Here is a 15,057-nt window from a genome sequence, read left to right on the forward strand (position 1 = left end):
TTTCCCCAACCGCTACCTCAAGCTATTACTCAAACCACAGAGGTTGAGCGCGGTCACCTTGATGCAGGCCATAGGTCCAACCTTTAGTCCAGTCGGTACCATCCTGCTCAAGCGCTCCCAAATAGGCGCGACCCAACTCGGCAGAAACTGTCGGTGCAATGCCATCGATCATTTGAGCCGATTCGTCAACGGTAAACATCGCAGGGGAGCCGCCGAGCAAAACAAAGTCTGTATCGGCGTCAGAGGTTGGGTTAACTTCACCGGAGATGGTGGCAAATTGATTGCCGCTATCTACAGCCCAAGTCTCCACATCAAAACTATCTTCATCAGTTTTAGTTCGATCTTCACAAGCAAAAATATTAGAAGTCAGGGCCACCTCGGTGCCTGCAGACGCTTCATCCTGAGTCTGAGAGCTCTCAACACGTAGGCAGTAGTTATCCCCAGCTACTCCGGTCTCATCAGCGAAGAAGGAAGCAACAATTATGGAGTTGGTGATCATCGGATAAATTCCCTCACGCAGACGCCAACCAGCGCCCGGATCATGGGTACCCTCTTCTTGAGCAGAAATAATGCAGGTCAGGCCATCAATTACCGGTCGACTATTTAACCCCTGGCCAATCAACGAGGAATAGTCAGTAGCATCGCTGTAGGATCCAATTCCATCGGCCTCAATACAGTGATTGCCGTCGGTCTCACTTTGAATCACCAACGCATTGGTAATACTTCCGCGATAACCTTCATCGATATCAATGGAGTCATCACGAACATATAGCGCAACATAGTTTTCTACGTCTACGGCACCGCCGAAGAATTCGATACCGTCATCATAAGTGGAGTAAGTTTGAAGGTTGCGAATGGTTGTTCCATTACCCACGGCGTCAAATGCAATTCCGTTCAACTCATCACCACTGGCAACTTCAGCACCCGTGTGCTTTACAACAACATAAGAAAGCTCGCCAGAGCTGTCGGCATTATTGTCTCCACCGTAATAGGAGGTGTTGTCATCGGTGGAACCTTCAGCAGCTACGTGACACTCACCAGCAAGGGCTAGATTGCCGCCATCAATAGAGCCTGTGTACTGGCACTTATTGGTTACACCAAAGCCATTTATAACCATCCCCCCCCACTGTGAAACGTCTTCGGGACCTACAGTGCCGAGGACATCAGTCTCTGAGGTGAAGGTGATTGGTGAAGTTTCAGTACCGCGAGCAAATACTTGTGATCCACGGTTTACAACCATAAATGCTGAATTATCTTTAAAAGCGATAGTGGCGCCCGCTTGAATTTCCAGCTTAACGCCATCACCGCCCTCAGAAATCCCTGCTGCAGTCAGGTCAGAGTCGCTGGAATAACTTTCACCAACAAACAGACTGCCACTAAAGATATGAGCCCCATCGTTATCCAGCGCAGCCAAATACAAATCTTCAGTCAAGGGGTTTGCTGCAGAAACAAAGTCAGCAGTGTAATAGCAGTTACTATCGCTATATTCACCTTGTACACTAGAACTTTCTATAGTTGCACATGGATTCTCATCCGAAGAATCACCACCTGGATTGGTGATAGAATTATCCACCGAGTTATCTACTGTTTCCGGCTCGATACTCACACCGCCACCGTCACAACCCGCTAATAGCGCAGCAATCGCAGCTGCCAGTAAGAGCTTATTCTGTACTCGCTTCATGTTTCCCCCTATAGGAATTTCAATCCAAAACTTTAATTGCTTCAACTCCGCCATTTTTAAAAAAATAAATGACAACAACCAAGCAAATAAAAACTATATTTTTTTGTTTCGCCGTAGCGATTTGGACGGAGGGAAGTTTAGAAATGCACTGTTGCGGATTTGTTACTTATTTAGATATTTCCGTAAATTATCGAATTAATATTCTATTCCTTTCAGAACAAATACACTTATATTTCCATAAGATTTCAAACACTATTTTTTTAATAGAAATGAAATACAGCAACACCACAAATAAATAGTACGGACATGTATATTCCCGGGCTATTTTCCGGATTCAAGCAAGCACCGGCACAGTCAAGTATAAATTCCACAGCGGTAATCAAAATACAGAAGCGATAGTGGCATCCACTAAACAGTTTGACACCAAAGATATAAATAAGGAAAGTTCGTCGAGAAAGTAAAGTCAGGAGCTATAGGGTCAAGCAAGTACTTTCTAAACTCGAACAGTGAGGAGCAAGGCTATGAATTAAAGCCCCAGCTACAAATCAGCGCTGAGGCGCGAGGAATCCGCCAGCAGGAACCGGGAGCTGTCTAATTGCAAGAACCCAGCAGGAAATCTTTTCCGTCACTTTGCACAAAAAGCTTATCGGTATCGCGACCCCCTTCAAGCGCCCAGTCTACCAACTGGTAAAAAACATCACGGGAAACGCGAGCCTGTAACCCCCCTCGAATCTCCAGGTAGGGGATTGGCTGCGGCGGAGCACCAAAGTCTCTCAGTTGCCACTGCCCCTCTTCCGACAGCTCAACAACGTCGCCCACATTTGTGGTGAAAAGTAGCTGTTGATGAGTACTTCCGGGGTTGCGGGCCACTTGAGTGATCACAAATGGAACATCCTCCACTGTGATTCGCAGCTTTTCGACAGGGGTGACAAGGAAGTATTCATCCCCCTCACGCTTCAAAATGCTGGCAAACAGTTTCACAAGAGGATGACGACGAATCTCTGTTCCCTCGTGGATCCAACGGCCATCAGATTTGATGACCATATCCATGTCCCCACAAAGCTCTGGGTTCCACCTTTCTACAGGTGGATGCCCATGAAATTCAGCCTGTAATTTTTGCAGCTGCTGGAACAGGGGCTCAGCCAAGGGCGGACCCCGCAGAATCGCTGTGATGGCTTGTCTGGCTTCCCTCTGGCGTTTTGCGAGAGGACATATCACCGATATGCACACCCACATCCATAATAAACTCCATCAAACCTTCCCTGTCCTCTATTACATTGGCAAAAGACTTGGAGTGATAAAGCTCTACCGCCCCTTGCACAAGCGCCCAGTATGTTGAGTAATAGAAGTATGCAGGAACGTTCTTCAGCATGCCCTGCTCCATACGGCGCTCAAAGACCCGATTGAGAGAGGTGGCATTGGAATTACGAATATTGTGGAGCTCCGCAATCATTTCTGGAGCCAGGTTCAACGCGATAATCTTCTCCTCCAGGCGCTGGAAGAGTCTATCTTTGCCAGGATCGGCCATACGAGATTCAAAATAGGCGCGGGCTGGAGCGGTGATATCACCTTGCTCGGCCAGGGCTACAGCGGTCTTGAGACGTTCAGCGAGGGATTTTTCATAATCCATCAGCAAACGCATGTAGATTTCTGTCTTGGAAATGAAGTGCTTGTAAATCGTGCCCTTACCGATATCCACACGCTCGGCAATCTGTTCGACCGTGACTTTCTCTTCACCGTGCTCCAACAGAAGCTCCAGAGCCGCATCCAGGATACGCTGCTCCCGCGCGCGGAACCGCTGAACCTTCTCTTTTGCCTTATCCATACTTCCGACCTTCTTTGCCCGTAAAAATGGGGACTGAAATTGACTATTCATTCATGAATGATAGGCAATTCAAGTCGGTTGGAAAAGTAAATCGGGGAATTAGACTGCCTAATATTAAAAATATTAGGCCATTTTGCTCAAAATTTACTCAAAATGAGCCAATTTTAAGCTGAGAGCAGACCTTTTATTTTAGCATGTGGTGACGCTTGGCGAGCCCAAGCATTGCGCATAACACAGAAAATTCGACGATTGGGTGATTGCGGGGTAGTCCATTACCCCAATACTTCCGAATGAAATCAAGAACTACACCAGAACACAAGAAGCCACTATTAAACGGACTTCAGCTTTAGCTCCAACAAAGGCGCGACTACATCGTTGTCCTGCGTGCGTATCCAGAGCATTTCTTCCTCTGAGTAGAGCTCTGCAACAATCGCATTAGCTAATTCACAATCATGAGAAATCAAATGCTGCGCCAACCACTCTGCAGCAAAGGTACGTTTTTTACCGAGCGTACCCTGTGAACGCTTGTACAGGTTTTTTACTGCCTTGCGCGCATATTCTACTGAGGCGATTCCCGGAGTCGCTTCAACCATCTTGCGATGCAACTTTTTGCTTTTCTGTTCGATGATATAAGGAAGCACTTGGCCAGAAACATAGTCGTGGGCGACCGATCCTTTACAAGGACAGCTATACGACTTCCTGTTTTCGTAGATTTTTTTCAGAGCATTGAGGTGATTATTGGTCTTGTATGCGGATCGGGCCGCCAAACCAGCGTAACCAATGGACAATGCTGTTCCAGCAACAACCAAACCAATACCCGTCGCAGAAGTCGCAGCCGCTGCACCGGTAGCCAGGCCGGTTAGTGTGGCACCTGTAGCCGTCTGTGCACCCCACACCCCATAATAAGCAGCGGAGCCAACCCCTCCAGCCACAGCCTTTGCGGTACGGTGCCGACTGACAACCTTGCCGAAATTCAGTGGTGGACGTATATCAATATTGTTGTGTGGCACCTGTGGTATCTCCTACTTCTCTTATTCAATCTTTGTTGGATAGCTGCAAACGAATTAGTCCAACTGTCCCAACAACTATTGGCGCTTTATACCACAGAAATAAGTAAGAATTCGACAAGTCGCAATAGTCAATAGCACAGAGTTTCAACTTGACTGAGAAAATCAGTAACTAGTGTATGGAAAAGAGCTGGATAGCTATACGAGGTGGCACCTGTGACCAAAATGGGCCTAACGTTCAAAATATGAATGGGGTTAAAGGGATTTGCTGTTATTATCCTTTTGATTAAGAGCGCAAAGCTCCCCATCTGCAAACTCTGTTAAGTGGAATAGGTAACGGGCAAAATCCCTTATGTTGGAAAAATTAGGTAAGTTATTGGATGTTGAAGAGCTGGATCGAAATCTCTTCCGCAGTCGTCATCACGTTGAAAATTATCGTAAAGTGCTTTTTGGCGGGCAAGTTCTGGGCCAAGCACTGATGGCAGCAACTCGTACCGTTGAGCATCGCCTACCCCACTCCCTGCACGCCTACTTCCTCCGCCCTGGCTCTAGTGAGCTGCCGGTGATCTACGAAGTAGACCCAATCCGCGATGGCGGTAGCTTTACCACTCGTCGCGTAGTCGCCAAGCAGCGCGGGCGCGCGATCTTCAATATGTCCGCCTCCTTCCAAATTCGGGAACCAGGATTTGACCACCAGGCCGACCTGCCTTGTGTCGAGATTCCCTCTCCTGAGAGCCTGAAAAACACCCAGGAGCTGGCCCTGGAAGCTGGGTTGGTTAGCCCGCAGTACGATCAGCGGCGCTATATGATCGATTTTCGTCCGGTAGACCCGCAAAGCTACTTTGGCGCTGAAACTCGCGAAGCTAAATGCATGTTCTGGCTGCGGGCAGAGGGCGAGATGTCGGACGACCCGATGGAGCACCGAGCAGCACTTTGCTATGCATCCGATATGGGACTCCTGGGTACCTCCCTACAGCCGCACGACATATCCTTATTCGACCCCCAATTGATGCCCGCGAGCGTTGACCACGCGATGTGGTTCCACCGCGATTTCCGCCTGGATCAATGGCTTCTTTATGTGACGGATAGCCCTTCGGCAACCGGTGCCAGAGGCTTTACCCGCGGCCAGATTTTCACCCGCGACGGAACGCTGGTAGCGTCTACCTGCCAAGAGGGACTGATTCGACAAATAAAAAATTAAATCAGTGGTTTACAGCAGAAAAATTGCTGCTATAGTGCCGCCCCTTCGCAAATGATGCGAAACAAAAAACGGTGAGTAGCGCAGCCTGGTAGCGCACTTCGTTCGGGACGAAGGGGTCGGAGGTTCGAATCCTCTCTCACCGACCATACAAAAAGAAAAAGCCCGCTTTAGCGGGCTTTTTTGACTCTGAACTTTTAGCTTAAGCTGACGAAAAACCGTTCAGATTGCCCCTTACTTTCCCTCAGCACATCGCACCCGGAAAAAGTGCAAGCAACTCCTACTTGTACCTTGTTGGGAGCCCACCTTAGAGTCACTTGCTATTCAATTTCGTTAAATCAGGGGCTAATGCGGAAGCGCACTACAAAAGTCAGATGCGATGGGGGCAAATAAAGAATTGGGTTCAGAAATACCGACGAGGCCTTGAGTATGGCTGGGTTAACTATTTACACCGGTAAACAACTAAGAAATTGCACCCTCAAGGCAGCTGTGTAATTACCCATGTAAATCTTTAGAGTAAAAGCTCTACCAGGAATGAAATCATAAACACGAAAAAGCCCGCAGAAGCGGGCTTTTTCTTTTTGTATGGTCGGTGAGAGAGGATTCGAACCTCCGACCCCTTCGTCCCGAACGAAGTGCGCTACCAGGCTGCGCTACTCACCGAGGCCGCGAATACTACTCATCCATTTTTCAAAGATCAAGTAATTTTTGGCGCGAATGTCATCATAGGTCATTTTGCCGACACAACCGATCTTTGAGTTGTCCTCAAAGGCAGTCTAATCCGCATTATAGCTGGACCTCCCCGGCTTCAAGCGCCTCTTTCTACACTGGAGATTCAAGCTTTACGGTTGCTAGTAATTGCCCCAATCTCCGACACATCCATTTAGTCTGCCAACTAACAACCAATCCCTTGTTCTCCCTGGGGTAGAACACTTTCCACCAATCTATCCATTCTCTGAAACCCTCTTCACATATACGGCAAACTGTGGTCGCCAACAAAATACCGATATTATTCCTACCCACTTTCTTGTATTTACGTATCTTCAACGACCATCAAGTACTTTTAGTTTTGAGAGCACACGTATAAAAAAATGCAAAGCTCTCCACAGAGGATGCAAGAGTTTGGAGCAGAAAAAACCAAGAAGGGCATACAGCGCGAGGCCATAACAAATTACATTGAAACGCTACTAGATATCGTTTTTCGATGTTTTGAGTAAGTAGACCCTTACATAAAAGCGAACTGATAAGTTCTATAAGTTACCTTTCCAAGGCATCGATATAAACAGCTACCTTTAAATTCCAGTTCGCTATTTACGGATATTTCTACAAGTGCCGTTATTTTTCACCGGGCACCCGAGGGGACTTTTCCCGAGCCCTAACACCAATACAAGGGAGCAGCACCCTGCACGCCACAAGAATATTAACCACTCATTTAAGTAGCAAATCCCGAGTAAGACTTTATTTTTTAAAAAATATTCCTTTTCGAAAAATTACAAAATTTTAAGAAAAATGGTGACTACAATTGCGCCCCCATTACCTTTTTGTTTCCCGCTCCATTTTTTTTCAAACTTTCCCTGTGCTTCTGAAAAGCTTCTCTATACTCAGATCAGCCGGCTGAGTGTCCGTCGCAAGATGCAACAACTCGAAAGCTCATTACCGATTTATTATCAGCAGGCTGATCCTAAAAACGGGGCTCTATCAAGCTCCAAAATTCTCACCCGTAAACCATGAAATAACCTGGGCGATAGCCCCCTATCGTCATTGGTCTACTCGAGGAGTACGTTCATGTACCAACCATATGCATATGCTCAAGGGATCTTTGGACAACCACAAAACTATGCCGTACCTCCGATTAATCCGGTCGTCGGACTCACTCCCCCCCAGCCATACCTACCGCTTCAACAGTTAGCACCACAAGGATTGCTGGGAGAGTTTATTAGCCGCGCAGCTCCGGTAGTTGGTGGCATTGTCGGTGGACCACAAGGTCAATTGATCAATGCACTCGGCGGATTGGGCCAAGTACTGCCCTTCCAGGCCGCACCGCAGCTTCCACAACAGTTAGCGCCCCACATTCCTCAACAGCTTGCTCCACAAATTCCACCTCAGTTCGCTCATCAGTTTGCCCCCCAAAACTATCTCAGCGAATTGATAAACCGCTCGGCCCCAGTTTTGGCCAATTACATCAATAACCCTCAGGCACAGCTAATCAATGCAGCCGCCCAACTAGGGCAGCTCTTACCCTATCAAGCCGCCCCACAACTGCCACCGCAAGGTTTCCTCGGTGACTTGATTAGTCGTGCCGCACCTGCTCTTGGCAACTACATTGGTGTGCCTCAACAAGGTCAACTCCTTAACAACTTGGCGCGCCTCAACCACCTGCTGCCCTACCAGGCCGCACCGCAATTCACGCCACACCTCGTTCCTCAGACCTACATCGGCCAACCGGTAAATCAACTGGCACCTGTGGCTCCGGAGCAGTATGGATCGGTTCCCCCGCAGGCTTTTGTACCACTGAGCCAACCGGTGCCATTCCAGGCTTTCCCGCAACCACCTCAGCAACCCCTCCAGAATTTGAGTGGCATCGGGCAGCCACTGCCCTATCAGGCAATGCCGCAACCCAACTCAGCCTTTCAGCAACAGGCTTATCTGCATTAAAAATGCAAAAAAAAAGGGGCTTCACGCCCCTTTTCCTGGGGGTGGGTTCGACCCTGCCCTATTTTGGATGGCGCAGTCACAATGAGAAGAAAATGAAGAAGTTTGAGCAATATGTAGCCGTACCCAATCGTAAGGTATCAGCTAGCACTCTGGAGCTAGAGGAGCTGGTGAAGGAAGCTTCAAATTGCCCCGATGTGAAGGACGTTACTTTGCGCAAAAGCAACGTCACCCTTGTGGCTACCCCCGATGCCGTCGACGACCTAAGAAGGAAATTGGGAGGCAAAGTAATTATTGATCCGGATCAACCTGTCCACCCTCTCAATTGAGACTGAAACCCACTCGATTCACCACTTTCAGACGTTTCACACGCGTACTAAATCAGTACCGCACTGAAAGCGAAGGAACATGAACATGACTGAATCCCGACAAGAAAAGGCCGCAGGAGAACCTTCGGTCGAGGTTGCAGAGAAAGTCGAGTTACTTATTTCACCCCGCCGCAGCCTGATGGCTAAATCCATGGGCGTACAGCCATTGAGCTCGGGCTCAATGCACCATGTGATTTCCACTATTGCCAGACAGGCAGGTTGTGAGGTGCTCCGTGAAATACGCCCCGGCAGAAAACTAAAAACGCTGTCATCCGCAGATGAGGCCACCAATATTTACAAAGTCCGTATGGATGTGGATGCTGCTGCGGCACTTTACCAGACCACACCACCAAACGTCGCCGTTGAACTGGACTCACTTCTCTCTTATGGGCAAGCGAGTTATTCACCGACCTTTTCCGCAGTTTTTGCACAGCAACCCGGACTATTGCGCGAATACCATGTCCAGGCACAGCAGGTGCACTTCCGCGTTATCGGTGCAAAAGGTGAGCCCATACGCGACGCGCAAATAATTGTTGAAAGTGCGGGCTTTCCTCAAGAAGGGGTCACCAACAATAAAGGGGAAGTCGCGCTCAGTATTTTTGCGCAAAGCGGCGGCGCTCAAGTGAAATCACTTCTGATCCGCCCCGCCAAAGATTTCTGGAACAAATATATTCGCAGCCCCTCCCTATCGCTCACCGGTGTGAACCTGGTGAAACTCCAACCCCTAAGCGAAGCCATACCCAACTTCCCCAATGATGCCTCCTATGGCTGGGGGCAAAAGTACATGGGCCTGGACCAGCTACCCGATGAATACACAGGCAAAGGTATCAAAATCGCAATCATCGATTCCGGTGCGGACAATAAGCACCCGATACTGAGCCATTTAAAGAATGGTATCGATGTCACCAATAATTACGATGCCAATAGCTGGGCAGAAGATATCGTCGGCCATGGAACCCACTGTGCGGGAATTATTACAGGCCAACCCTCTGGCTCCGAGGCAATACGCGGTTTTGCTCCTGAAGCCGAAATCTATGTATTCAAGGTTTTCCCCGGCGGGCAATTTAGTAGCTTGATTGATGCGCTCTCACATTGCATAGAGCTCGGCGTTGATGTGGTGAATATGAGCCTGGGCAGCTCTGATTCATCAGAGGCTGTTGAGCAGCAAATCGAGGAAGCAGTCCAACATGGTATCGCCTGTATAGTTGCCGCTGGCAACAATGGCGGGGCAGTCCAGTACCCAGCCAGATCCCCAAATGCTATGGCTGTAGGCGCTCTTGGAATGCTCAATGAATTCCCCAAAGATTCCTGGGAAGCGCAAACAGTAATACCCTCAACAGCATCAGCCGACGGTCTATTTGTTCCTAGGTTTAGCGCTTTCGGCCAGGAAATTTCTGTTGCCGCACCTGGTGTGGGTATCGTTTCGTCTGTGCCTGACAAAGGCTTCGATGTTCAGTCAGGTACATCAATGGCCGCGCCGCATATTACCGGTTTGGCAGCACTACTACTTGCCCACCATCCATTATTTAAAGGTGCACTCCGGCAGAAAGATGTATCCAGAGTGACCGCCTTATTCCAACTGATCCAATCCTTGGCCGTACCAATGCCCCTCGGGGCAGAGAGAGTTGGCGCAGGTGTTCCCAAGCTTTTTGGTATCAACTCCGCTTTTGAGTCCGCCAAAGAGCAAGCAAGGGCCGCGGGTACTCATGCCACTACCGCGCAAGGTCCCTCCTCAGCCACGCCATACTCTGGATTTACCATGAGTCCGTTACAGGGCTACCGCCCTCAAGCTACACCCAGTTGGCAGGGGCAGTTTGTGCCAGGAGGTTATTACCCTCCCGAAATAGCCGCGGTTAACCCCCAGCAACCAATGGTAAGTAGTTTTCCAGATGGATTTGCCCTGAGCGCCTACGGTATGCAGTTCGTTGATCCCCGTGCAATCAGATATTGGTAGCTCTGTCGCCATCGTTAGTTAGACTGCAAAAGACCTTTCAAGACCGCAGCTATGCTGCGGTCTTGTCCTTCGTAGCATTCAATTCCCACTTAGGCAGCATGCCTGCCCGCTAATCCAGCCCTCTCAAAAGATGCTTGTGACGGACCACCCACATCTATCTTCTTGTTTACTCATACGGGAGATGCTTGTTAGTATGCGCTGCCAAATGATAACGACTTTGTAAGTGTATTCTTTTTGAATGGTACATATCTGAAAACCAATCCAATGAAACCTGACGGCACAAAACTGTCACGTCATAACTCGCTAGCTTGTGACCAGTTTGCTTGAAGGTGACACAAGGGCACCTGTAGGCTTAGATACTGTCGAAACGACTAATTGTTGGATTTCCCGCTGAAGAAACGATGCTTAAACGATTACTAACACTGCCGCTATTACTCGCCACTCTATCTCCTGCTGTTCAGGCTTATGAGATTCTTTACAGTGCAGAGATCTCACCCAACTCCAAGCTGGCTGAAGTGGAAATGGCGCTCAGCGGTGATGATATGCCAAGTAAGCTCGTTCTAAACTTGCGCTCTGGCCGCTATCAGGACCTGGAAAGTGACACCCCCCTAAAGATCGAGGGCGACAAAGCAACCTGGCACCCCGAAGGAAAGAACCCCGCCCTCAAGTACCGCTTTGTCATAGACAACCAGCGTAGCAACGGTGGCTACGACTCACGGATCACCAAAGACTGGGCAATTCTCCGCAGCGATAAATTGATTGCACCCGTATCGGCAACCAGCCGTGGCCGCTCTACCGCCCGCCTTAAGCTGGAACTTCCTGACCAATGGTATGCGGCCCTACCCTACCCTGAGATCGAAGATAACCTATACGAGTTATCTGACCCCAAGCGTAAGTTTGTAAGACCCAAGGGCTGGATGATTGTAGGGAAAATTGGCAGTCGGCAGGATATGATTGCCGGCACCGAAACCCGTGTTGCAGGCCCTAAAAATGAGAATATTCGGCGGCAAGACATCCTGGCCTTCCTAAATTGGAACCTGCCAGAGCTCAAGAAGATCTTCCCCCTCTTCCCTGATCATCTATTGATCGTAACCGCTGACGACCCCATGTGGCGCGGCGGACTATCGGGGACACGCTCTCTATATATGCATGCTGATCGACCATTGATCAGCGGCAACCGCACCAGCAGCATGATCCACGAGTTAGTTCATGTGGGCACGGGAATTCACGGCGACGATGAGAGCGATTGGATTGTAGAGGGACTGGCTGAGTTTTACTCCCTGGAGATTTTAAGGCGAACTGGTGGCATCAGTGAAACCCGCTATCAGGAGGCAATGGATAAACTGATTAAATGGGGTAAGAAGGCTCCTTCACTATTAGTCGAACGCTCATCCGGCCCCATTACCGCCCGTGCGGCCGGGGTAATGCAGCAACTGGATAAAGAGATTCGCGAGGCCAGCAATGGCAAGGCAAGTATTGATGACGTCGCACAAGAACTGGCTCGAACACGCGGTGAAGTGACTCTGGAAAGGTTTAGATCCCTGTCTGAGAAAGCAGCCGGTAAACCCGTGGATGCATTAGCCACAGAAAACCTGACAGACTCGGCGAAAGGCTCCAATAAATAGCAGGCAAAAAAAAGCCCTGACGACGGGGGGGGAGAGCGTCAGGGCCAAGACCATTAGGAGTGAAACTTGGAGGATTTCATCCTTGCTTCCGGGTGGCAGCCATGTGGGCCACCCTACCAGCATTACTAAACACGTTGGGGGAGATGTGTTAGCCAGATAAAGACAGTATCGAACACAGGTCACAGATTGCCAGCACACCTGCAGATTAATTTAGAACAAATGGAAATAGGTTCTTGAGCACCAGCGCTAAAAGTTATTACAGCCCTCCCCCACCATCAGAAGGTAACTTTTCCTACTTTTTTTCACTTGTTTGCAACATTGATGAAAACAATGCTTGACTAATCCTCTAGAGTCCCTAAAATGGCGCCCACTTACACAGCGAAACGCACGTAAGTATAAGAAAACGCTAGGATTTTTCAGATTTATCAGATAGAATTCGCAGCGTTCTTTTCCGCCAAAGGCGGATAAAAAAGGCTAGGTGGCAGAGTGGTCATGCAGCGGACTGCAACTCCGTGTACGCCGGTTCGATTCCGACCCTAGCCTCCATTTTCCTCTTCATTGCAGTATCCTGTTGAATGCAATGAAAGTGAGAATGAAGGGCAGCTTTTAAACATCGCCCTCTCTCGCAAAGGATCTGCCCGGGTGGTGGAATTGGTAGACACAGGAGACTTAAAATCTCCCGGCTTCACGGCCGTGCCGGTTCAAGTCCGGCCCCGGGCACCACTAGATCCTTATAGTTTCACAGTTATAAACCTTACGATATAGGCTTTTTGAGCCGGCACCCCCTCCCTTTATAAATACGAACCTCAGCAGTTAATATTTTTGTTGGCTGGGCAGAGTTCTATAAGTTACCGGCTCCCAACTTTCCCTGTCCGGATTAAGAAACACATTTAGAGAGCACCCCGCCACCCATCAAAGATTTTCCAGTCGGGCTACCGATCCACGACAACTAACACGACATCGCCATTTACGACCGGGATTTTTCTCACCGCAGGAAGCCAAATATCACCTGTACCTGGGAAAGTAAGATGAAAAGCATTTATTACACTGTGGTTACACTTACCGTTTTCTTGGCAGTCTAGCGAATTTAATACAGGCGCTTAGCCTATATGAGGAGCCCGATTCGAACTAAAGGACGCAGCCGTCGACCAAAGCCACACCAAGAAGGTATTCGTTAATATTGATTGCCGCTCTACCCCACCGCCACTTCAGCTGGCGGCAATCAAACCCATAACGCTTTCACCTGTTTTCAATCTAGAATAACCCTTGAAGACTACAGGGAAAGCGGCAAGCAGATTTACCGGACATCCGAGAAATATCAATCCCGGCAAATAAAACCACTTGAGTTACTACACTCATTGGACATCCGCGGGACTAGATAGACCTGCCTCCAGAACCAGAAATGAAATAGCTTGCACGGATGAGAATAAAAAAAACCGGCTTGGGGGCCGGTTCAAGAAAGGATGGTTGCTGCATAAAAACCAAAGCAGCTACGAATATATTACCCGTCAAATCAAAATACTGTCAATACATACAGCTGTATATAAGAACAGTTTACGGTGATTTATACGCCAATTTAAGGGGCGGGCTTGGGGCATTTAGCATCGAGCTTTACCACTCTTTTGGTGACGGGCTGGGGAGGGCTATCACATTTCAGAACCCAGACACTGTAGTGGGGACAAAATTCTGGCAAACCTATATTTCCTTAAATGAAATGTGTGAACTGGTTTCAATTTAAAGAAATCGGCCCACTCAATACAGCGCTAAAATCTGATTTGTTTAAGGAGGAAAGAGTGCACTTGCATAGCAGCGCTCCGGACTCAGGTATCCCGGAACGCTATTGTTTAACGAGCCAGTATTGTAAAGTGCGAAACTCAGGTAAGCAGTGGAGTGGAGCTACTCTGAGTACAAGAGAGCTTTCGTATCTATCGCCACCTTCAAGGCATAAAACTTATATACAGATCTCGCGTAGATTCATCACCTAATATGCACATATGCCCTTTAATGTCTTTGTTCAATTAGCTTGATTTAGCAGGTTATACTTCACCAAAGAGAAAGCGGCTACTCATAAGTTGCAATACACAGTTATCCCAGGAAGCATTTCAAGCTTTGCGTGGTACCCACCAAGGGTAAAAAATGGTCAATCGCAAGATGCAGTGAACCGTGTTTTTATGCATAACTTACAAAAAAGAGATTCCCATGAAGATAAAGACATCACCCATAGAAACGTTAATTTTCGCAATTCTCGCTATTTCACTTTCCAATGCCAGTTATGCAAAGGACGCTGAACAGGTTGAATTTCTGAACCCAACAGGATCAGCCTCAAAGCTACCGTTTTCAGAGGCTGTAAAAGTTGGCAACCAGCTATTTCTTTCTGGCCAAATAGGGCTTTCACCGGAGACTAAGCGGTTAGCCCAAGGGGGATTCGCTGCGGAGACCAAACAGACTCTAGACAACATAAAGCAAACTCTGGAGCGCTATGACTACGAAATGAAAGATGTTGTTAAATGCACGGTCATTTTAACAGATATCAAGAATTTCCCTGAATTCAACAATATCTACCAGAAAGCTTTTGCCTCCCCCTACCCTGCAAGGACTACTTTTGCAGTGGAGTCCCTAGCGCTGGACGCCCAAATTGAAATTGAGTGCATCGCTGCCAAGTAGTCAATATTAAAACTGGGAGTGCCAGACTAATCCCCCTAATTGACTCATTAGGACTTTTACTGCGGTCTAAATTCTCTAGTATA

The 15,057-nt window shown here is 48.4% G+C and carries 11 protein-coding genes and 4 tRNA genes; 10 read left to right on the plus strand and 5 right to left on the minus strand.

What is annotated here, in order from left to right; all coding sequences use genetic code 11:
- Positions 1–25 precede the first annotated feature (25 nt).
- The 4 genes from ACJJIL_RS10855 to ACJJIL_RS10870 form a co-directional block, all read right to left on the minus strand.
- On the minus strand, positions 26–1,681 hold the full coding sequence (locus ACJJIL_RS10855; protein WP_445361946.1) for a beta-helix domain-containing protein: 1,656 nt from the start codon (positions 1,679–1,681) through the stop codon (positions 26–28).
- 591 nt (positions 1,682–2,272) lie between these two features.
- Positions 2,273–2,827: a DUF1285 domain-containing protein gene (locus tag ACJJIL_RS10860; RefSeq protein WP_444912985.1), complete on the minus strand. Its 555-nt coding sequence runs from the start codon at positions 2,825–2,827 to the stop codon at positions 2,273–2,275.
- The gene (locus ACJJIL_RS10865) at positions 2,820–3,506 is read right to left on the minus strand and encodes a TetR/AcrR family transcriptional regulator (RefSeq protein WP_282932697.1); all 687 of its coding nucleotides are present in this window, start codon (positions 3,504–3,506) and stop codon (positions 2,820–2,822) included. Before ACJJIL_RS10865 ends, ACJJIL_RS10860 begins: the two co-directional genes overlap by 8 nt.
- A gap of 329 nt (positions 3,507–3,835) precedes the next feature.
- Positions 3,836–4,516, minus strand: a complete 681-nt coding sequence (locus tag ACJJIL_RS10870; RefSeq protein ID WP_413665686.1) for a hypothetical protein — start codon at positions 4,514–4,516, stop codon at positions 3,836–3,838.
- A gap of 349 nt (positions 4,517–4,865) precedes the next feature.
- Here ACJJIL_RS10870 and ACJJIL_RS10875 point away from each other — a divergent pair, with 349 nt between their 5' ends.
- Together ACJJIL_RS10875 and ACJJIL_RS10880 are read left to right on the plus strand one after the other, a co-directional pair.
- Positions 4,866–5,714 carry an acyl-CoA thioesterase gene (locus ACJJIL_RS10875; RefSeq protein WP_282932695.1) on the plus strand — a complete coding sequence of 283 codons (849 nt, stop codon included), beginning with the start codon at positions 4,866–4,868 and terminating at the stop codon, positions 5,712–5,714.
- 69 nt (positions 5,715–5,783) lie between these two features.
- Positions 5,784–5,860: transfer RNA gene (locus ACJJIL_RS10880), tRNA-Pro, on the plus strand.
- A 437-nt stretch (positions 5,861–6,297) separates the two neighbouring features.
- Here ACJJIL_RS10880 and ACJJIL_RS10885 read toward each other — a convergent pair.
- Positions 6,298–6,374: transfer RNA gene (locus ACJJIL_RS10885), tRNA-Pro, on the minus strand.
- Between the two features lie 1,122 nt (positions 6,375–7,496).
- On the opposite strand from ACJJIL_RS10885, the gene ACJJIL_RS10890 reads away from it, so the two are divergent.
- The 8 genes from ACJJIL_RS10890 (at position 7,497) to ACJJIL_RS10925 (ending at position 14,974) form a co-directional block, all read left to right on the plus strand.
- Positions 7,497–8,366, plus strand: a complete 870-nt coding sequence (locus ACJJIL_RS10890; RefSeq protein WP_445361947.1) for a hypothetical protein — start codon at positions 7,497–7,499, stop codon at positions 8,364–8,366.
- Between the two features lie 2 nt (positions 8,367–8,368).
- Entirely contained in the window at positions 8,369–8,692 is a 324-nt protein-coding gene (locus ACJJIL_RS10895; protein WP_445361948.1) for a hypothetical protein, read from the plus strand.
- Between the two features lie 85 nt (positions 8,693–8,777).
- Positions 8,778–10,685 carry a S8 family serine peptidase gene (locus ACJJIL_RS10900; protein WP_445361949.1) on the plus strand — a complete coding sequence of 636 codons (1,908 nt, stop codon included), beginning with the start codon at positions 8,778–8,780 and terminating at the stop codon, positions 10,683–10,685.
- A 401-nt stretch (positions 10,686–11,086) separates the two neighbouring features.
- Positions 11,087–12,310, plus strand: a complete 1,224-nt coding sequence (locus ACJJIL_RS10905) for a hypothetical protein (protein WP_445361950.1) — start codon at positions 11,087–11,089, stop codon at positions 12,308–12,310.
- Positions 12,311–12,782: 472 nt separating this feature from the next.
- Positions 12,783–12,856: transfer RNA gene (locus tag ACJJIL_RS10910), tRNA-Cys, on the plus strand.
- A 90-nt stretch (positions 12,857–12,946) separates the two neighbouring features.
- A tRNA-Leu gene (locus ACJJIL_RS10915) sits at positions 12,947–13,033 on the plus strand.
- Between the two features lie 697 nt (positions 13,034–13,730).
- Entirely contained in the window at positions 13,731–14,048 is a 318-nt protein-coding gene (locus tag ACJJIL_RS10920; RefSeq protein WP_444912981.1) for a hypothetical protein, read from the plus strand.
- 461 nt (positions 14,049–14,509) lie between these two features.
- Positions 14,510–14,974 carry a RidA family protein gene (locus ACJJIL_RS10925; RefSeq protein WP_444912980.1) on the plus strand — a complete coding sequence of 155 codons (465 nt, stop codon included), beginning with the start codon at positions 14,510–14,512 and terminating at the stop codon, positions 14,972–14,974.
- Positions 14,975–15,057 lie beyond the last annotated feature (83 nt).

Source organism: Microbulbifer maximicatervae (SeqCode), assembly GCF_052468095.1.

Bases quoted from the DNA above. Each gene is read 5' to 3' on its own strand.
- ACJJIL_RS10890 (WP_445361947.1), top strand. From the start codon at position 7,497: ATGTACCAACCATATGCATATGCTCAAGGGATCTTTGGACAACCACAA.
- ACJJIL_RS10875 (WP_282932695.1), top strand. From the start codon at position 4,866: ATGTTGGAAAAATTAGGTAAGTTATTGGATGTTGAAGAGCTGGATCGA.
- ACJJIL_RS10920 (WP_444912981.1), top strand. From the start codon at position 13,731: ATGAGAATAAAAAAAACCGGCTTGGGGGCCGGTTCAAGAAAGGATGGT.
- ACJJIL_RS10905 (WP_445361950.1), top strand. From the start codon at position 11,087: ATGCTTAAACGATTACTAACACTGCCGCTATTACTCGCCACTCTATCT.
- ACJJIL_RS10900 (WP_445361949.1), top strand. From the start codon at position 8,778: ATGACTGAATCCCGACAAGAAAAGGCCGCAGGAGAACCTTCGGTCGAG.
- ACJJIL_RS10855 (WP_445361946.1), bottom strand. From the start codon at position 1,681: ATGAAGCGAGTACAGAATAAGCTCTTACTGGCAGCTGCGATTGCTGCG.
- ACJJIL_RS10925 (WP_444912980.1), top strand. From the start codon at position 14,510: ATGAAGATAAAGACATCACCCATAGAAACGTTAATTTTCGCAATTCTC.
- ACJJIL_RS10895 (WP_445361948.1), top strand. From the start codon at position 8,369: ATGCAAAAAAAAAGGGGCTTCACGCCCCTTTTCCTGGGGGTGGGTTCG.
- ACJJIL_RS10865 (WP_282932697.1), bottom strand. From the start codon at position 3,506: ATGGATAAGGCAAAAGAGAAGGTTCAGCGGTTCCGCGCGCGGGAGCAG.